This is a genomic window from Chitinophaga sp. YIM B06452, assembly GCF_039655965.1.
In the GTDB taxonomy this organism is placed as follows: domain Bacteria; phylum Bacteroidota; class Bacteroidia; order Chitinophagales; family Chitinophagaceae; genus Chitinophaga.
The window spans coordinates 147,095-165,311 of record NZ_JAWLKY010000003.1 but is presented as its reverse complement, the minus strand read 5'-3'; the positions used below and the strand labels follow the sequence as shown (position 1 = coordinate 165,311).

The following is an 18,217-nucleotide window of genomic DNA, read 5'->3' as shown; positions in this document are numbered from 1 at the left end:
AAACCTGTTTAGAATTTGATATCCAGCCCGAATGCGAACGTTGCGGCATTGGGATAGTTGCGGCCTGCAATGGCGTTGTAATTGGCGAAGCCCAGCTTGTCGTCGTACTGTGTGAACTCGGGGTCCACACCCAGCTCCTTGAACCTTCTCGGCATAAATGTGAGCAGGTTCTGGCTGGTGAAATACAGGCGCGCGCTTTGCAGCTTCACGATGCCGGTCACGGATCTCGGCAGGGTGTAGCCCAGCTGCAGGTTCTTCAGCCGCAGGTATTTGGTATCAAACATCCAGTAATCGGAATAAGCGAAATTGTTGGCGTTGGCGGTACCGATGGTAAGCCTGGGGTAGGAAGCGCCGGGATTGGTAGGCGTCCAGCGGTCTATGTGCTGCACGTAGGCATGGTCTTCGTTGTTGTGGAAAGCCTCCACGATGTCTCCCCTCAGGAACTGCGAGCGCCTGCCCACGCCCTGCCAGAACATGGTGAAATCCCAGTTCTTCCACACAGCGTTGTACGTAAACCCGAATGTATACCGCGGGAAAGGATTGCCGAACACGTAGCGGTCGTCCGCATCTATCACCCCGTCTTCATTACGGTCTATGTACCGGATATCGCCGGGCTGCACCTGCTGGTTGTAGGCAAACGGCACTTTCGGCGCGTTCTTGATATCGTCCAGGTTCTGGTAGAGGCCGTTGGAACGGTAACCGAAATAGGACGCGATGGGGAAACCTTCGCGGATGATGTACGTATAGTCCGCCCCGCGGATGGATTCCTGGCCGAAGCGGATCACGCGGTTCAGGTTATCGGAAAGGTTGGCGCCGATGGTGTGGTTTACGGGACCGGTTTTGCCCCTGTAGCTCAGGGTCAGTTCCCAGCCTTTGTTCTCGACTTCGCCCACGTTCTGCAAGCTGCTGCCGATGCCGGCAGTGCCGGGCACTTCCTGGGTGAGGTAAATGCCGGTGGTGCGTTTATTGAAGAAGTCGAAACTGGCGCTGAGCTTATTGTTGAAGAAATCAGCATCTACGCCGTAGTTGCTCATAGTGGAAATTTCCCATTCCAGCAGCTCGTTGTAAGGCGTAAAATCTGCGCCGGGATTGGCGGTGTTGTTGAACGGGTATTTGTTGGGATTGATGTTCACACGTGCCTGGTAATTGAAGCCGCCGATGTTGGAATTGCCCACCTGGCCCCAGGAGTACCTGAACTTCACATTGCCGAAGCGGTCGCGGAAACCGTCCAGGAAAGCTTCGTCTGTTACGCGCCAGCCGAGGGAAAAGGCGGGGAAAAACTGCCAGCGGTGGCCGGGCGCCAGTTTGCTGGAGCCGTCGTACCGCCAGGTGAATTCCGCCAGGTACCGGTCGTTGTACACGTAGTTCATACGGCCAAAGAGGGAATTAAGGGCATACAGGTTTGGATTGGTGATATCATTGTAAGTGCCGATCGTCGCGTAATCGAGCGTACCGTCGGGCTTCGGTATGTAACCTCCGCCGATGGTCCACTCTTCATCGAGATTGGTGCCGGCGTAGCGGGTGGCACGGAAGCCGTAACCTTCGTTCTGGGCGTCGCTGCGTACGCCTACCTGGCCTTTTACGTAATGTTTACCGAAGGTATTTTCATATTCGGCGGTGGCATATACGTTCGTGGCCATGTCTTTATATTCTGACACGGTCATCTGGTTATTTACCGGTGGGTTGGCAGTGGTGTAATAAGGCGCATAGCTGTATTTATTAACGCGGTTCCTGTAGTTCTTGATGGAGTAGGTACCGGAAGCGTTCAGGTTCACGGTAAAGTGATTCACGGGGGTGATGGTGATGTTCAGGCCGCCCAGCAGGTTATCCCATTCTTCACGGTTATACCCTTGCAGCGCCAGCTGCGCGATCACGTTGTTGCTGTTGAGCGCAGGCACCACGAAATTGCCCAGCGAATCTTTCACGGGATAGATACGCGGGGTGCGGATGGCGTCGCGCATGAGTATCCCGATGTCTGCCTGTTGTTTGTTATAATATGATTTTGTATAGGCGAGGTTCATATCCACCCTCACGTATTTGCTCACGTCCACGGAAATGTTGGCGCGGGCGTTGTAACGTTTGTAATTGAAATCGACATCGGAGGGAATGTATTTGTTTTGGAGCATATTACCCTGGTTCACATATCCCAGTGAAAGCAGGTAGCTGGCGCTTTTCCCGCCGCCGGTGAGGCTAAGGCTGTGGTTCTGCTGCGGCGTGTGTTTGCGCAGCATTTCGTCCACGTAAGCCGGTTCGGAGCCCCTGTTCTTCCAGTACGAGATCTGTTCGGGCGTAAACTGCGGGGTTTTACCGGAGTTCACCAGCGCTTCGTTCTTCAGCGTCATGTATTCCCATCCTTCCACCTGGCGCGTCATGGTGGTAGGCGTTTGCCAGCCATACATGCCGTTGTACATCACGGAAGGCTTGTCGTCTTTCTTTCCTCTTTTGGTGGTGATGTAGATCACGCCGTTGGCGGCCTGCGAGCCGTAGATCGCGGAAGAGGCGGCGTCTTTCAGCACGGAGATGCTCTCTACATCATAGGGGTTCAGGTTGCGAAGGCCTTCATTGCCCGCCTGCACGCCGTCTATGATAATGAGCGGCGCATTCCCGGTAAGACTGCCCACCCCTCGGATATTCAACACCATCGCGGCTCCCGGCTCAGCAGTGTTCTGCTGCAGGGTGAGGTTGGGCGCTGTGCCCTGCAATGCCTGGAACATATTGGATACCGGCCTGCTTTCGATATCCTTCGTGGAAATGGTGCTGATGGCGGCGGTCACCTGTTTCTTCCGCTGTGAGCCGTACGCGGTGATCACCACTTCGCCCAGTTCTTTCGAATCGGCAGTGAGCACAACGGTGATGCTGGTGCGGCGGCTGATGGGCACAACGGCGGGAAGGAACCCGACGTAAGTACATACTAGCGTGCCGTCCATGGCGGAAGCGGGAAGCTTTAATGTGAAATAACCTTGTTCGTTGGTGACAGCGCCGATGTTCTGGGCGCTTTGCAGGCGAACGTTTACGCCGGGGATCCCCTCACCGTTATCACTCACCACCCGACCGGAGATGGTCACGTCGTCCTGCTGTGAATTTACGGTGGTGGCGGCGTTTCCCTGTTTCAGGATGATCTTGTTGCTGATCAGCTCGTAGCGGATGGCCAGCGGTGAACAGATCATTTCGAGCACTTCTTCGAGCCGTTTGTCTTTAACGTTGAGGGTGATCTTTTTGGCGGCGGGTATTTCGTCGTTCGAGAAAACGAATACATAAGCCGTCTGCTGTTCAATCTTTTCAAGCACATCAGTGAGCCGGGTGTCTTTTACCTGCAGGCTGATGCGCTTGTCCAGCGGTTTCTGGGTGTCCTTTGCCTGTTGTTCCCCTGCGGCGCCGGCGGCGGCGAAAGTATGCTGCGCCTGGAGGCCGGGCAGGCCCATCAGCGTAAGGCATAAGAATAGCATCAGGAACAACGAACGGAAAGGACCCACGTTAGGTTGTGGTCTTTCTTTCATAACGTTAGCGAAAATTGTTAGCGAAACTGGTTTATAAACTATTTTGATTGACGTGGTTACTCACCGATCAGCAGGGTGCTGTCTGTGACGCTGTATCGGAATGTCCTGGACCGGGCCAGGTAATATAAAATATCCTGTAAACTGTTATTCTGGAACGATCCCGTCATGCGGTAATGGCGCGGCGCGTCCGATTCAAAGATCACTTTCTTGCCAAAACTGCGCTCCAGCTCGCGGCAGATCTCTTCGAGCGGTGCATCGCGGAAAATGAGGCGGCCTTCGGTCCATGCTTTTTCATCTTCGCCGGAAGTATTCTCCTTTACAATATCTTCCACGGTATGCCGGTAGGTCACTTTTTCATCGGGCGTGATGTAGAACGTATCCGGCGGCTGGTTGCCTTTCCCGTATTTGGGAATGAAAGCCACTTTGCCCGTGGTCACCGAGGTTTGTACGGGCTCATCGTCGTAAGCACGCACATTGAAGGAGGTGCCCAGCACTTTTACGGTGCCTTTGGCGAGGTGAACAATGAAAGGGCGTTCCTGGTCTTTCGTCACGTCAAAAAAAGCTTCGCCGCTGAGATACACTTCGCGGCTGGTGCGGGAAAACACTTCCGGGTAAGATATCCTGCTTTCCGCGTTGAGCCATATTTTGCTACCGTCCGCCAGCTCTATCACTGCGCGCGTGGCTTTGCCGTTCTGGCGGTTGAGCCATTGCGCCGTGTCCTGCATCGCCTGGGCAACAGGTACGGACGTATCCGGAAGCTCGCGCCGGGTGTAAAGGAAAACCGCGATCAACAGCGCCACGGTAGCGGCGGCGGCCATGTATGCCTGCCACCTGCGGCGGCGTGCGGGCGCGTCTTCTGCAAGCGTCGTTCCATCCTGTATAAATTCCGCGTGCGCAGCGTCTTCCCCTTCTTCAGGAAAGGAAGCAGCTGCCATCCCCTCCTTTCCGCTGCGGATCCTGCTTAGCGTTTTTTCCAGCGCCTGTTCTGTTTCCGCGGAAGACAGGCCTTCGTGCGCGGAAAAATATTGCTGGAGGAGACGGTAACGTTCCTTCAGATCGTCCTGCTGCAACAGCCCGTCCAGTTCTGTCAATTCAGCCGCTGTGGCTTGCCCTGCCAGTTTCCTGGCCAGCAGTTCTATGAATTGTTCTTCGTTGATCATCTTCTGTTGAGCTGTTGTAGTTATTAGGACAGGCGGATTGCCGGAATTACTTACAGGAGTTTAAAAAAAATTTACGAGCAGCAGCAACCACAGCATGGCAGGCGGTTCTTTCCGTTTTTTGCCCGGCTTCGCGGAGAGGAAAGGTGCAATGGCTTCGTTCAGCCGCCGGATGGCGCGGAACAGCTGGGTTTCCACCGTCCTGGGACTGATGTTGAGGATCACAGCCACGTCCTTATAACGGAACCCTTCGTCGCGGATGAGCCGGAACACCTTGCGGCACTGGTCCGGCAGGCGGTTTACCTCCTGGTCCAGCCGGTGGTGCATTTCCTTCCATTCCATTTCCTTTTCGGGATCGGCGGGCGCGCTGAGCTGCGCCAGCCCATCGTCCAGCGGGGCAATGCGGAGGGTGGAGAATTGTTCGAGATAATTGAGAGAATGGTTCTTTACCGCCACGAAGAGGTATACTTCCAGGTTGGCTACGTTTTCCAGCGCCAGGCGGCGGTTCCAGAGCTTCACGAATACGTCGGACACGATCTCTTCCGCCGCCTCGCGGGAATCCACGTATTGTATGCAGAAACGGAGAAGGCGGTCATACAGCAGCCGGAACAGGGCGGCGAATGCCTGTTCATTTTCGCAACGTGCAATTTGGAGCTGCAGCTCCCTGATCTTGGCGTGGATGGCTGTCATGTCACTTAAACCCTCTGTTCCGGCGCAAAATGCCGGGGTGTACTGTTAGGACAGGTAATATTGGGAAATTACGTACAAAAGGCGGGATTTTTTTTGAGAAGCACCAGGAAGGGAGTACATTTATACGGTTTTTTTACTATTTAATTGTTACCCGATCATGAAAAAAATATCCCTTTGCCTCGCGGCCATATTGCTCGCCGTATTTTCCGGATCTGCGCAGAACTCTAACCCATGGCCAACTACAGGCAATGTGGGCATTGGCACAACCAGCCCGCAGTACGCCCTGCATATTAAAGGCATAAACCCGGCTGTGATGCTGGAATCAACTTCCACTACAGGCAAGTCGTCCGCGATCCGCGGAAACGGCGCCACCTGGCTGATTGGATACGGCGGAGAACCCGGTTCCGAGGACATAAGCATCGGTACTAAAGACGGGACCGGCAGCCGCACGCTTTCTTTTGCCGCAGGCGGACTTGAAAGAATAAAAATACTGGCAAACGGGAATACCGGCATTGGTACCATCACTCCCACCGCGAAGCTGCATATTGTCAACAGCCAGCAGCAATTACTTTTTGCCACCGGCACCTGTACATCCGGTTATACTTTAAGCATTGGCGTAAACGACGACGGCATCAACTTCTCCAACAACTCAACCGTACGCGGTTTCAAACTCAAAAACGGCAACGGTACATTGCTGGACATTTCCCATGGAGGTGCGGTTGGTATAGGCGCCGAACCGCAAACCGGCTATAAACTTGCCGTGAACGGCGATGCGTTGTTTACCAAAGTGAAAGTAAAAGCCTATGTCAACTGGCCCGATTTTGTCTTTGAAGAAAAATATGACCTGCCATCTCTCCGGGAGGTAGAAAAATATGTAGAAGCGCACAAACACCTGCCCGGCATGCCTTCAGCCGCAGCAATAGCGTCCGGCGGGCTCGATCTGGCTGAAATGAATGCGAAGCTGCTGCAAAAGGTGGAAGAGCTCACGCTCTACCTCATTGAACAAAATAAAAAACTGGAACAGCAGCAAAAGGAAATCGATTTGCTGAAGAAAAAATAAACTTCAATAACCGGGGCGGGTAAAGTGCACAACATCTTCTCCTTTCCCCATGATCACTTCCGCTGCAAGATCAATAAAAAGACCGTGGGCCACGAGGCCGGTGATATGGTCCAGTTCCTGCGCCAGCGCGGCGGGATCAGCGATCAGCCCGAAATCCGCATCCAGCACCTGGTTGCCTTCGTCCGTCACAAAACCCTCGCGCAGGATGCAGGCGGCGCCGAGCTTTTCCAGCTGCCGCTGCACGAAACCGCGCGCAAACGGGATCGTTTCGATGGGCAGCCTGAATGCACCCAGCTGTTCTACCAGCTTGCTGCTGTCTGCAATGATCACTTCCCGCCGCGTTTTTTCCGCCACGATCTTTTCCCGGAGAAATGCGCCGCCTCCACCTTTGAGCAGGTGCAGCTGCGGCGTGAACTCATCCGCCCCGTCTATCGTGATATCGATCTCTTCAACGGAATTGATATCGGCCAGCGGGATGCCGAGCGTAACGGCCAGTCGGGCGGTTCTTACCGATGTGGGAACGCCGCTGATGCGGAGGCCGCGGAGGGCTATTTCATGGATAACGAATTCAGCCGTGGTACCGGTGCCCAGGCCCACCACCTGGCCGTCTTGTATAAGCTTTACGGCAGCCATAGCAGCGGCCTTCTTTTCGTTGTTCAGTTGCGCAGTCATCTTACAATTTACGCACGCGGAGAGATTCTAAAAAATTAATGTAGATTTAGTCATATGAAATTCCGCGCTATCTTATGCCTTGCCTTGCTTTCCTGCACCAGCGCTCTTGCGCAGCGCCCTTTTAAAGTGATCGCCTTTTTCACCGGGAAAAACGACCAGGCGCATATCAGCTTCGTGCGCGAGGCGAATCAATGGTTTCCCGCCATGGGCGCGAAGTATCATTTCACTTACGATTCCACCAGCAACTGGGATAACCTGAATGCCGCTTTCCTGGCCAATTACAACGTAGTGATCTTCCTGGACACACGGCCCGAAAAAACCGCCCAGCGGGAAGCTTTCCGCGAATACATGGAAAAAGGCGGCGCCTGGATGGGTTTCCATTTCTCGGCATTTGCACTCACGCCATCGCAATTCCCGCAGAACTGGGACTGGTACCACAATACTTTCCTCGGCTCAGGCTCCTACGGCAGCAACACCTGGCGGCCCACTTCCGCCGTGCTGCGGGTGGAAGATTCTACGCATCCAGCTGTGAAAGCCCTTCCCAAAACCTTCGCCGCCTCGCCAAACGAATGGTACCGCTGGAGCAACGACCTCCGCCAAAACCCGGACATCCGCATCCTGCTGGCCATAGACCCTTCCAGCTTCCCGCTCGGCACCGGCCCCAAGCAGCATGAGATCTGGACCAGCGGCTATTACCCGGTGGTGTGGAGCAATAAAAATTATAAGATGGTTTATATGAACATGGGCCACAACGATATTGATTACGAAAACAAGACCAATAAAACGCTGTCTTTTACGTTTGATAATGCCGTGCAAAACCAGCTGATCATTAACAGCCTGCTGTGGCTGGGCGGCGCGGCGCAATAACCTGTATGTATGAAATACAATCCCTTCCTGTATTTGCCGGCGTTCCTGCCGGATTGCTGAAGGGACCGTCCCTACAAGTCGCTTCCCGTCAATAAGACCAGGTCGGCCTGCCTGTCGGTCTCCTGCGCCGGCAGTTTCCGCACGTCCAGGTCTGGATAACGCGGGGCAACCAGGCGGGCGAGTTCAGCAAAACCTTTCATATCCCGCGGCTTGATCTGCTGGTAAGGCCAGGGAGCGGCGGGATCTGCATGCGCCAGCATCCAGCTGAACGCCTTTTTGAGGCTTTTGCCGCCGCGCGTTTCCATGGTCCAGAGGTTGAGCTGTACGTTTTCTGCCAGGCGCGCCAGCTCAAAAAATCCTTTCAGGTTCATCTGCGAATAATTCCAGGAAAGCGTGCGTGCCAGCTCGTGTGGCTGGCTGCCGTCTTCTTTCAGCTGGCTTTCGATGCGGGGAATGGTCTGCTCCCGCAGTATTTTTGCCGCCTGCGCCGTATCGCCCAGGAACAGGGAGATAGACACGGTTTGCACGTCGTACCAGGTGCCGTGGTTGTTATGTTCATCCGCTTCGTCCATCCCGATGGGGCTGGTGCGCATCCATTGCAGGAAGCTGGCATACCACTGGCGGATAGCGGCGCTTTCGCCCGCGTTCAATGCATGGGAGCCTTTCAGCAGCGAAACGCCGTCCAGCAGTTTGGCAAGGGCCCGTGTGTCTATCAATCCAATACCGCGCCCCTGCGTGATACCGGGGATCGACTGCCCGAAATTCAGGTTTGGGTTCATACGCGTAGCAGGATCGATGAACCAGGCGCGGAGCAAACGGGCCGCATGCGCCGCGTAATCCTGCTTCCCGGTGTAATACCATGCAATGCTCAGCAGGTAAACGTCGCGGCAGAGCGCGTTATGATATTCCGCATCGCGGATGGAAAAACGTTCGGGGTTCACCTGCCCGTCTTTCCGGATATAAGGCAGACCATCCTTCTTGGTGGAATCAGGCCACCAGTAAGGGCCTACGCTCATATAATCGTGCTTGTCGCCACTGGGCGGTATTTTTTCTTTGAACACCACTGAATACGGGCCATTTTTCAGGGCTTTATCTGCGTCCTGCAAAATGCTTCCCAGCGCTTTCACCACCGCTGCGTCGCCCTGCTGCACAAGCTGTTTACCTTTCACAAGCGTTTCGGGGCGCATCAGGAAGGTTTGCGGCGTGTCTGCAGCCAGGCAGTCCAGGCTGAGCGCCAGGCAGAGCAGGAACTTACTCCATGACAATATATTTTTCATAGTTTCTTATGGAATAATTAAAAATGAAACGGGGACTGGCCGGCCAGCCCCCGTTCGTGCATTACTTCATTGTATAACGTTTGATGCTGATCACCGCTGTTTTGTTGCTGTTGGCGGCATTGATGAAAATATACGCCCTGTATTTCCCATCCGCCGTTTCCACCCATACCCCGTATTCTTTCGCGAGGTTGAGCGTGTAATCCGCCACATCACCGAAAGTGAGCTTCTGGAAATCCACATCATCAATGAACACACCCTGTGAAAGCCTTGCCAGCTGCTGGTCGCGGAGGTTCCAGGTTTTCATCAGCTTCGCATCCCTGTTCACACCCGCAGGCAGCGTGATGCCGGGCAGGTATTGGGGATCGGCGGCAGGCGCTACCAGCGCATGGCCGAAAGTGATATTCGGGATGGAACGGTGCAGGTATACCAGGTCGATCTTATCCGCATGCAGCGCTGCATCCGCCTGGTTGTAAGCCGCCATGTCAGCAATGGAAATATACTTCGCGCCATTGTCTGCCAGCGCAATGTCCAGCTTCATTTCCATATTGGCTATTTTGTAGGGACCGAGATCGTACGATACGGTTTCGCCGTTGCTGGCGCGGGCGGTGAACTTAAAGCTCACTTCCTTACCGCGCGCTTCGTCAGCAGGAACGTAATAGTACCGGAGCGTAGCCGCCATCGTGTCTTTCGTGAAGGTCACGGAGGTGGTGTTGCCCTTGTTCTCCGAAGGATCCCCCACTACCACGCCTATATCGGCGCCGGAGCCGTTGGTATAAAACGACCTGTGCTCCAGGAATGTGGCAGGCGCGCCGGCAATAGATGCTTCCACTTGCGCGGAAACGATCTTGCCTTTGCCGGCCGGGATGGCCATGGCATATGCGAACTCCATGCGAAGCCCCGCCATATTGGGGCCAATGCTGCGTTTGATGGCGTCATTCTGCAGCTCAGTCTTCGGCTGCGGCACCTGGTAGTCCTTGTCGCTGCATGATGCGAACATCACTGCCGCGGCAAGCACTGTTGTATATCGAAAGAATTTTCCTGTCATGATTCAATGTTTTAATTGAGACAATTATTGCTCAACCGTTACGAACACCTTGTAGGTTTTCCGCACCTGCCTGTCGCCGGAAATAACGGTCCAGGTCTTTTGCGTACCGAGGTCTGAAAAGTCCACCCAGGTGGTGATCTTCGGGTCCAGCTTGCAATCCTGCGACAAGCCGAATTTCGGCCATATCTTTTTCAGGTCCGTTCCGAAACGCACCGTTACGTTGATGGTTTGAGCAGTGGTGTCTATCACTGCTGTTTTGCCATGCACCACCAGGTGGTCCGTACCCAGCATTTCAAAGCTGGTAACGGCGCATTCCTTACGGGTAGTGATAAGCAGGCCGTCTTCATCCACAGGCTTGTCTTTCGAACAACCCATCCAGATCATCGCGGGAAGCATTATTATGAAAACTGCTGAAATATATTTCTTCATCTCATCAAATTTTTAAATTATAACCATGGAGTGTTCTGTGTGAGCTTGGGGTTGCGTTCCCTTTCAGCCGGCGGTATCCTGAAGATATATGCCCGCTGGTAAGCTCTTTCCGGCTGGTTTTGGAATACATCTTCCGTATTGGCTTCGCCGTGTGTGTCCAGGAAATCGCGGCCGGGTCCGTTAGGAGGGCCCCAGATCCTTTCCAGTGCTCTCCAGCGGCGGAGGTCCCAGAAACGCTGGCCTTCGCCCAGCAATTCCACGATGCGCTCCTGTTCTATGGCATTGAAGAATGCTTCCGGGCTGCTGTATTTATCCGCTGCCAGATCGGGCAGTGCGGCGCGGCGGCGGATCTTGTTCACCAGCTCAATGGCGTCGGCATTAGGCCCGCCGATCGCGTTGGAAGCTTCCGCATACATCAGGAAAACATCGGCAAGGCGCATAATCGGGTAGGAATAGTTGCCTTCGCTCCTGCCCAGGCCGGCTGTGTTGCGGAGGAACTTGCGGTATACGTAACCGGTATTGCAGCCGTCGGTATTATATACATTGTCGTACCGGATGCCGTTCACAACGATATTGGGCGAGTTCCAGGTGTTGTAGATGAATGGAAGGAAGCCGGTCGATTTGAGTGAATTGAACCCGACGCTCAGCTCGAAATCCCACATGATGGAGGATTTCATGCGATAGTCGCGGTTGGCGTAGCTCTGCGGGTTCAATGCGGAATTCGGGCGTGTTCTTGCATCGGGCGTGGTAGGATTCAAGGGGATCAGCGGGGGCGCGAAATCGCCGGTGCTGAGCAGCTGGTACCTGTCGGCAATTTCGTAGCGGGGAGTGATCCAGCATTGTGAACCTTCGTGCGAACGGCCGGCCACATCGCGCATCAGCTCTTCGCCCTGGTTGGTGCCGGTGCCGCCGTGCGTGAAATACATCACGAATTCCTTGTTGGTGGTAATGTCGTTCGCCACCGGCGTGAAGAGGTAATAATAGTTCGGCAGTTTATCCGCTTTACCCAGCTCGTCGATCTCGCCGGGCTCGCCGTTCCTGAAGAGCGAGAGCCCCATGTTCATGGACACTTCCTTCAGGTCCGCCGCTGCTTTCGTATAGCCGTCTGTCGCTTCGGCAGCGCTGGGCTGGAAGCCTTCCAGCTCCGGCCATCCGAATTTATTCCAGCAGGCCCAATACAGCATGAGCTTTCCGCGGAAACCAAGCGCGGCGGCCTTGGTGGCGCGGCCCTGCTCGGTAGATACTAACGGGAGTTTCTCGTATGCATAAGTAAGGTCCGCATAAATGGAATCCTTGATCTGTTTGATCGGCATACGTTCTACCTGCGATACCTGGTTGTTGTCCGTTACGATCTGTGTAAAATAAGGCACATCGCCCCACAGCGAGATCAGCCTGAAATACACCATGCCCCGCAGCAAACGCGCCTCGCCCATGATCCGCTCCAGTTCGGGCACCGCGGAGCTGTTCACGTTCGGGATCATTTTCCTGACGTTCTCGATCACATAATTCGTCCTGTTCACACCGCCATACAGGTAGCGGAACATATTATCATACCGCTCGCCGCCGCCTGAAGGGGAAGCGGGATTCCAGTTGCCGGTCGGGTACGCGTTACCTTTCTGCAGGTCGGATGCCGCGCTGGTTCCACGGGTACGCTGGTAATCGGCCAGCCCGTCCCAGTAATATTCACGGTCAAACAGCGGGCGGACGTCCGCATAAGCGCCCATGATGGCGATCTTTGCGTCTTTCTCCGTTTTCCAGAATTCTGAATCAGCCAGTTCTGTCGTTGGCAGCTGATCCAGCAGGTTCTTCACGCAGGATGTAGCCAATACACACCACCCCGCAGCAATAGCTATCAATTGTATATGAATGCGTGTTCTTTTCATAATTCATGCTTTTAAAGGCCCACATTAATGCCGAAGGAATAAGACTTGTTCAGGGGATAGGCATTGCTCTTGTTGCCTGTCAGTTCCGGGTCCAGGCCGCGGAATTTGGTAATAGTACCCAGGTTCTCGGCAGAACCGAATACCCTGAAGCTATACAGGCCAACCCTTTTCAGGATGCCGGCGGGGATGGAATATCCTACCTGTACGTTCTTGAAGCGGATATAGTTCAGGTTGTCCAGCCAGAAGGAAGTTTCTGAACGGTTATTCCCTGAGCCGCCAAGGCGTGGCCATTCCCCGTTTGGATTGTCGTTGTTCCAGGGAAGGTTCCAGTGGTCCCACGACCAGGCGTAGCGCGCTGCGGCGGGGTTTACGTTGTTGTAGTTATTGATCCAGTAATCTTTCCGCCCGGTGGCCGCGGTTACCAGGAAAGCCACGTCGATGCCTTTCCAGGAAACGTTTCCGCTGAAAGAATAATTGGCGGTAGGACGGTCGCGCTGCACATCCGGGTAAGCCACTTTATCGTTGTCGTTGATCTGGCCGTCGCCGTTCACGTCCTTGCGGATGAGGTCGCCGGGAGAAGCGCTCTGCGGGGTATTGTTGTACACGTCTTCCCAGGTTCTTGCAATACCAATGTCCTCATAGGTGATCAGGAAGTGGTAAGGCATGTCCAGGAATATCCATCCTTTTGCAAGGAACTCGTTCCATTTCTCGAGATTGGTGCGGTTGTAGGATGCGTTGAAGTTGAGGCCATAGTTGAACTGGCCAATGCGGTCGCTCCAGGTGATGTTGGCTTCCACGCCACGGTTGCGCAGGTTGCCGATGTTGCGGCGGGGAGCGTCGTATGCGCCGGTGAGCAGCATAGACAGGTCGGAAGGCCTGAGCATATCGGTGGTAAGCCTGTCGTAATAATCCAGCTCTGCAGTGAGCCTGTTGTCCAGGAAACCAAGGTCCAGGCCAAGATTGAACACAGTGGAGGTTTCCCAGGTAAGATCGGGGTTCACCATTTTACGGTATACGAAACCCTTTGCAATATCCTGCCCGAGCATATAGTGGCTGGCGGAGAGCGTGGATTGCTGTTCATATCTTTCCACGCCGCTGTTGTTGCCAAGACTGCCGTAAGAAGCTCTCAGCTTGCCATTGCTGAGCACTCTGCCGGTAATGGGTTTAATGAAATTCTCTTCCGTGAAGCGCCAGCCTACCGCTACTGAAGGGAAGAAGCCATAGCGGCTGCCGGGGAGGAATTTGGAGGAACCGTCGTAACGGAAGTTCGCTTCCAGCAGGTATTTTTCAAACGCTGTATAATTGATGCGCCCGATATATGAACGGAGGCCTTCAGTGCTGGAGTTGCCGGAAGCGCTCTGTATGCCGGATAATGCAGCATCCACTTCATGAAGATCGGGATGCAGCCTGTCGTTTCGGCTGCTGTTCTGCGCGCGCGTATTCCAGTATTCTTCGCTGTATACGCCCAGCACAGAGATCTCATGGTTATCAGCGATCTTCCTGTTGTAGCTGATGCGGCCGGTCATCATCGTTTTGTAACCGGTGTTCGTGAAGTTGCCGATACCGGCGTTTTCACCCACGTATACGCGGCTGCCCGGGGAGTTGGACTGGAAATTCCAGGCCTGGTTCGGGATGTTCGCGTTATAACGGAACTGGTTGAAATAGTTCAGCGAGTAATCGAGCCTGCCGGTGAGGCCGGGTATCGGCGTCCAGTCGAAATAAGCCTGGCCGTTTGCTTCCTGGCGGTTCTGGCGGTTGAGCGTGTTCTGGTATACGGTGTAAGGATTGTACGCCTGTGCGTCTTCGCCATACGCCATTACGCCGCCGTATTTTCCCGATACCGGGTCGTAGGGCGTAATGCCCGCGATGGCGTATTGCATGTCAAAGCCGGCAGTGTTGGCCGAGTTGTCGTCCGTAAAACCATCTTCCAGTGCATACACCATTTTGGACCAGTTGCCGTTGAATTTCACGCCGGCATTCATGTTCCTGCGCACCTTGTAGTCATAGCTGAAGCGGGCGTTATATTGTTTGTAGTCGTTGTTGATCTGCAGGCCTTTTTCATCCAGCACGCCAACAGACATAAAGAAGTTGGACTGTTCATTGCCGCCTGAAGCGGAGATATTATAATTCTGCAATTGCCCGTCGCGCATGATCACATCCCACCAGTCGGTATTGGGATAAGCCAGCGGATCGATCATACCCAGCGCCATCCATTGGTCGATAGTGCCGTCTTTGAACTTCCACTGGGAGCGCGAAGTGGCCACTGCGTTCTGGCGCTGGTGCAGGGTGAGGCCTCTTGGGTAGTCTGCCATGAAATCGTAGGCGCGCGTCGGCTTTTGCAAGCCGAAAGTACCGTTGAAGTTGATGGATGTTCTCTTCTGTCCCTTACCGGATTTGGTGGTGATGAGGATAACGCCGTTCGCCGCGCGCGATCCGTATACCGAAGCCGAGGTTGCGTCTTTCAGTACAGACACGCTTTCGATATCGTTCATGTTCAGGCGGTTGATGTCTACGTCGGGCATGCCATCCACTACCACCAGCGGGTTGGCATTGTTCACCGTGCCAAGGCCGCGGATGATGAGCGCCGCGCCGTTGCGGCCTGCCATGCCGGTAGACTGCGAAACTGCAAGGCCGGGCACAAGGCCGGAAAGTGCGGACGAAGCATTGGGTAGCGAGCGGTTGGTGATCTTTTCATCGACCTTCACTGCGGATACTGCGCCCACGAGGTTCACTTTCTTTTGGGTGCCGTACCCTACCACCACCACTTCGCCGAGTGCTTTCTGGTCGGTCTTGAGCGTTACCAGCACTGCCTTGCCTGCGGTGTAGGGCACTTCCTGCGTGGCATAACCGATGTAGGTGAACACGAGGATGCCGGAGGAAGCCGGTGCATTTTTAATGTTGAAATTACCCGTGGCATCTGTCGCGGAGCCGGTGGTGGTGCCTTTAACGGCCACGGTCACACCTGGAAGCGGCGCTTTCAGGTCGTCTGTTACGCGGCCGGTGATGACATAGGTTTGTTGTGCCCGGGCCGTGCCGGCGATAAAGACTGCCATAAGCAGCAACATGCAGAAACGGTGGAAGGGCCGCCTGCATGAAAAGGGAGGTGAATGTTTGATCATAACGCTTAGTTTGAGAAGGTATCAGCAATAAAATGGCAATTGCCCGCTTTTTTAGCGGACATTACGGCCAAACGCCGTCAGAAAATGCAAACGTTTGCATTTATCTACATAAAAATCAGTTTTTGTGTTGATAGCATACCGTGGAAAGTTGATTTGATTTTGTGATTAAAGTTTAGTCTCTTGTTGATGGGTAGTCAAGATTTTGGCAATATCCTACTCCTGCTTTAACAAATGTATAAAAAACAATCGATTGAAATAAAAATTTTCGGGCATTTTGCTGTTCCGGGGTATTTTCTGGCCTGTTCCGTTAACAAACATGCCTCAGAATTCGCTATGATAAAGGAATTAAGGCAATCGATAAATGGTCAGAAATATCATTTTTTGTCTTTATATTATATCAAATTTTATCCTCCATATAGGACTGGCCGCAGGTTTTTCCTGTATGTTGCTCCTGAAACGCTCGAAAAAAGTGGTTATACACAAGCCGAACGACGGCAGCCAGGGGGCAGATCATGCTCCAGTTTCTCACGAATTAGCAATCGTTTGCATTATTTCGTTTATTCTTGCCTGTGTTTTATCCTGATAGCCTTTTGAGTTAAGCGGCAAACATTTGCATCTGTCATAGTAGCCTGGCATACTGTGTCGGCCGCTTTGAAAAGTCTTGCCAAAAGCATACACGCGGATTAAGAGGACCAGTCTCCCTTTCAGGAATCCCCGTATTTATTTTTGCCTCGCGATGGTATAGATCAGGCTGATAAGCGCTGCAATCATCAATATCATGGCCACCAGCATCGTTTCCGCCGCGCCGGGCCAGTGCTGGAGTTTAAAGAGTGCCCCTGCTATAGTGGCGACAATGGCAGCAAAGGCAATAAGGATAGCATGTTTGAATTTCATAGTACTCGAATATATGCAATATCCCCATGCAGGTGACGAAATAAGTTACATGAAGAAATGCTCGGAAATGATCTTCCCGTCCTTCACTGTATACACGCACAGCTCTTCCCATTTCGCGCGGCCCCTGCCCTTCATGGTAAGGTCCATGCCGGATACGAAAGCAATGATGTTTCCGGTGATAACGGGTTCGTGCACATAGATCTCATGCACCTCCTCAATCATGGAATTGAACTTCTCTCCTTTTTTGATGATGTTGTCCAGCCCCCTTTCTTCTTTAGGAAAATCTGGCGTCTCGTAGGGTTCAACGCTTAGCACGTCATCAGCGAAAAGTTCTCTCTGCGCTGTTTCGAAGTCGCCTTTGCGGCACAATTCCACCAGGCGTTTTGCGATTTGTTCTGTAGTCATAACGTAAATTTTGAATGGTAAATATCTGCTTTTTATCCTTGCCGGGAAACCGGCTTCATACAAATTTCATGATGGGTAAAAAATAATTTTCATCCTCCTGTCAAATGCAGTTTTTTCACTGTAGTTTTGATAACCCGCATTAAAAACCTGCGCTTCTTTAAACACATGAACCGTTTACCCATCCTGGTGATCTGCTGCCTCATCAGCCTTCATTCTTTTGCACAATCTGCATTGGATTCCGTACTTCAGCTCCCTTCTTTCAACGGCGTAGTGGCCATATCCCGGAAAGGAAACATGCAGTACCTGAAGAGCCATGGATCCGCCAATACTGAAGCCCATACGCCTATACGGACAAACGACCAGTTCATCATCGGCTCCGTCAGCAAACAGGTGACCGCCGTACTGGTGCTGCTGGCCGCGGAAAAGGGCCTGGTGCAGCTGCATACGCCCATCCGCAAATACCTGCCGGACTACCCGGATGCATGGGCAGACAGTGTAACCCTGCATCAAATATTGAACCATACCTCCGGCATCGTCATGTGGGGAAAACCGCTGGCTTTCAGGCCCGGCAGCCAGTTCCGGTATGCCACCATGTCTTTCAGCGTGGCGGCCGACGTGCTGGAAAAAACAAGCGGCAAAACATACGGCGAGCTGGCAGCGGAACTGTTCAAACGCTGCGGCATGCTTCACACTACGGCAATGGCCCCGGCTATCAAACACCTGGTTACGCCTTATGAAAACGGCAAGCCCGTTACTTTCGATTACAGCCGTTTACCCATACCGGGCGGCGCCATCGTTTCCACCGCGGAAGACCTTACCCGCTGGAACCAGCAACTGCACACGGGAAAGATACTGAAAGACAGCAGCTACCGTCTTATGATCACCCCGTCATCCGCCCGCCCCGCACACCGCTGGGGAACAGTGGCCTATGGCTACGGCATCCAGGTGTTGAACGATGAACTGAGCCACAATGGCTATATTGGCGGCTTTCATACCACCTGCATCTGGTACCCGCAGCAGCAGCTGAGCCTGGTGATATTGGAAAACATCACGCAAAAGCCGGAGGATATGGATGATACTTACCGGCTCCAGGATAAGATCCGCGAAATCGTTCACCCTTAGCATAAAACGCCCCGGCCCGGGGCGTTTTTTCATTCCAGCCGCCACTGCACCGCGTCTTTTGCCACTGGTATAAAATTCCATGCGCTAAATAATTTTTATT

General features: G+C 53.5%; 14 protein-coding genes. 3 read left to right on the top strand and 11 right to left on the bottom strand.

Annotated elements, in window-relative coordinates:
• Nucleotides 1-8: 8 nt before the first annotated feature.
• Genes R3I13_RS17600 through R3I13_RS17590 form a run of 3 tightly spaced genes read right to left on the bottom strand, consistent with a single transcriptional unit; the run spans nucleotide 9 to nucleotide 5,344 of the window.
• Nucleotides 9-3,497 carry a SusC/RagA family TonB-linked outer membrane protein gene (locus R3I13_RS17600; RefSeq protein WP_346319269.1) on the bottom strand — a complete coding sequence of 1,163 codons (3,489 nt, stop codon included), beginning with the start codon at nucleotides 3,495-3,497 and terminating at the stop codon, nucleotides 9-11.
• A gap of 56 nt (nucleotides 3,498-3,553) precedes the next feature.
• Entirely contained in the window at nucleotides 3,554-4,657 is a 1,104-nt protein-coding gene (locus R3I13_RS17595) for a FecR domain-containing protein (protein WP_346319268.1), read from the bottom strand.
• A gap of 60 nt (nucleotides 4,658-4,717) precedes the next feature.
• Nucleotides 4,718-5,344, bottom strand: a complete 627-nt coding sequence (locus R3I13_RS17590) for an RNA polymerase sigma-70 factor (RefSeq protein ID WP_346319267.1) — start codon at nucleotides 5,342-5,344, stop codon at nucleotides 4,718-4,720.
• 157 nt (nucleotides 5,345-5,501) lie between these two features.
• On the opposite strand from R3I13_RS17590, the gene R3I13_RS17585 reads away from it, so the two are divergent.
• Nucleotides 5,502-6,404 (top strand): hypothetical protein, encoded by a 903-nt coding sequence (locus R3I13_RS17585; RefSeq protein WP_346319266.1) that lies wholly within the window; start codon nucleotides 5,502-5,504, stop codon nucleotides 6,402-6,404.
• Nucleotides 6,405-6,407: 3 nt separating this feature from the next.
• Here the strand turns inward: R3I13_RS17585 and rpiA are convergent, their stop codons facing one another.
• Nucleotides 6,408-7,076: a ribose-5-phosphate isomerase RpiA gene (gene rpiA / locus R3I13_RS17580; RefSeq protein WP_346319265.1), complete on the bottom strand. Its 669-nt coding sequence runs from the start codon at nucleotides 7,074-7,076 to the stop codon at nucleotides 6,408-6,410.
• Between the two features lie 54 nt (nucleotides 7,077-7,130).
• Here rpiA and R3I13_RS17575 point away from each other — a divergent pair, with 54 nt between their 5' ends.
• On the top strand, nucleotides 7,131-7,943 hold the full coding sequence (locus tag R3I13_RS17575) for a ThuA domain-containing protein (protein ID WP_346319264.1): 813 nt from the start codon (nucleotides 7,131-7,133) through the stop codon (nucleotides 7,941-7,943).
• Between the two features lie 71 nt (nucleotides 7,944-8,014).
• On the opposite strand, the gene R3I13_RS17570 is transcribed toward R3I13_RS17575, so the two are convergent.
• The 7 genes from R3I13_RS17570 to R3I13_RS17540 form a co-directional block, all read right to left on the bottom strand.
• Nucleotides 8,015-9,220: an alginate lyase family protein gene (locus tag R3I13_RS17570; protein ID WP_346319263.1), complete on the bottom strand. Its 1,206-nt coding sequence runs from the start codon at nucleotides 9,218-9,220 to the stop codon at nucleotides 8,015-8,017.
• Between the two features lie 61 nt (nucleotides 9,221-9,281).
• Nucleotides 9,282-10,265, bottom strand: a complete 984-nt coding sequence (locus tag R3I13_RS17565; RefSeq protein ID WP_346319262.1) for a DUF4466 family protein — start codon at nucleotides 10,263-10,265, stop codon at nucleotides 9,282-9,284.
• Nucleotides 10,266-10,289: 24 nt separating this feature from the next.
• Nucleotides 10,290-10,694: a hypothetical protein gene (locus R3I13_RS17560; protein WP_346319261.1), complete on the bottom strand. Its 405-nt coding sequence runs from the start codon at nucleotides 10,692-10,694 to the stop codon at nucleotides 10,290-10,292.
• 17 nt (nucleotides 10,695-10,711) lie between these two features.
• Nucleotides 10,712-12,577, bottom strand: a complete 1,866-nt coding sequence (locus R3I13_RS17555; RefSeq protein WP_346319260.1) for a RagB/SusD family nutrient uptake outer membrane protein — start codon at nucleotides 12,575-12,577, stop codon at nucleotides 10,712-10,714.
• Between the two features lie 11 nt (nucleotides 12,578-12,588).
• Nucleotides 12,589-15,630, bottom strand: coding sequence for a TonB-dependent receptor (locus tag R3I13_RS17550; RefSeq protein ID WP_346319259.1), 3,042 nt, complete (start codon nucleotides 15,628-15,630; stop codon nucleotides 12,589-12,591).
• 786 nt (nucleotides 15,631-16,416) lie between these two features.
• On the bottom strand, nucleotides 16,417-16,590 hold the full coding sequence (locus tag R3I13_RS17545) for a hypothetical protein (protein WP_346319258.1): 174 nt from the start codon (nucleotides 16,588-16,590) through the stop codon (nucleotides 16,417-16,419).
• A gap of 45 nt (nucleotides 16,591-16,635) precedes the next feature.
• Nucleotides 16,636-16,995 (bottom strand): nuclear transport factor 2 family protein, encoded by a 360-nt coding sequence (locus R3I13_RS17540; RefSeq protein WP_346319257.1) that lies wholly within the window; start codon nucleotides 16,993-16,995, stop codon nucleotides 16,636-16,638.
• A 165-nt stretch (nucleotides 16,996-17,160) separates the two neighbouring features.
• Between R3I13_RS17540 and R3I13_RS17535 the strand changes: the two genes are divergently transcribed.
• Complete coding sequence (locus R3I13_RS17535; protein WP_346319256.1) at nucleotides 17,161-18,117, top strand: serine hydrolase domain-containing protein; 957 nt, start codon at nucleotides 17,161-17,163, stop codon at nucleotides 18,115-18,117.
• The last annotated feature ends 100 nt before the right edge of the window (nucleotides 18,118-18,217 follow it).

Excerpts from the sequence above, each read along its gene's own strand:
- R3I13_RS17570 (WP_346319263.1), bottom strand. The coding sequence starts at position 9,220 with ATGAAAAATATATTGTCATGGAGTAAGTTCCTGCTCTGCCTGGCGCTC.
- R3I13_RS17535 (WP_346319256.1), top strand. The coding sequence starts at position 17,161 with ATGAACCGTTTACCCATCCTGGTGATCTGCTGCCTCATCAGCCTTCAT.
- R3I13_RS17595 (WP_346319268.1), bottom strand. The coding sequence starts at position 4,657 with ATGATCAACGAAGAACAATTCATAGAACTGCTGGCCAGGAAACTGGCA.
- R3I13_RS17565 (WP_346319262.1), bottom strand. The coding sequence starts at position 10,265 with ATGACAGGAAAATTCTTTCGATATACAACAGTGCTTGCCGCGGCAGTG.
- R3I13_RS17555 (WP_346319260.1), bottom strand. The coding sequence starts at position 12,577 with ATGAAAAGAACACGCATTCATATACAATTGATAGCTATTGCTGCGGGG.
- R3I13_RS17540 (WP_346319257.1), bottom strand. The coding sequence starts at position 16,995 with ATGACTACAGAACAAATCGCAAAACGCCTGGTGGAATTGTGCCGCAAA.
- R3I13_RS17590 (WP_346319267.1), bottom strand. The coding sequence starts at position 5,344 with ATGACAGCCATCCACGCCAAGATCAGGGAGCTGCAGCTCCAAATTGCA.
- R3I13_RS17600 (WP_346319269.1), bottom strand. The coding sequence starts at position 3,497 with ATGAAAGAAAGACCACAACCTAACGTGGGTCCTTTCCGTTCGTTGTTC.
- R3I13_RS17560 (WP_346319261.1), bottom strand. The coding sequence starts at position 10,694 with ATGAAGAAATATATTTCAGCAGTTTTCATAATAATGCTTCCCGCGATG.
- R3I13_RS17550 (WP_346319259.1), bottom strand. The coding sequence starts at position 15,630 with ATGGCAGTCTTTATCGCCGGCACGGCCCGGGCACAACAAACCTATGTC.
- rpiA (WP_346319265.1), bottom strand. The coding sequence starts at position 7,076 with ATGACTGCGCAACTGAACAACGAAAAGAAGGCCGCTGCTATGGCTGCC.
- R3I13_RS17545 (WP_346319258.1), bottom strand. The coding sequence starts at position 16,590 with ATGAAATTCAAACATGCTATCCTTATTGCCTTTGCTGCCATTGTCGCC.
- R3I13_RS17575 (WP_346319264.1), top strand. The coding sequence starts at position 7,131 with ATGAAATTCCGCGCTATCTTATGCCTTGCCTTGCTTTCCTGCACCAGC.
- R3I13_RS17585 (WP_346319266.1), top strand. The coding sequence starts at position 5,502 with ATGAAAAAAATATCCCTTTGCCTCGCGGCCATATTGCTCGCCGTATTT.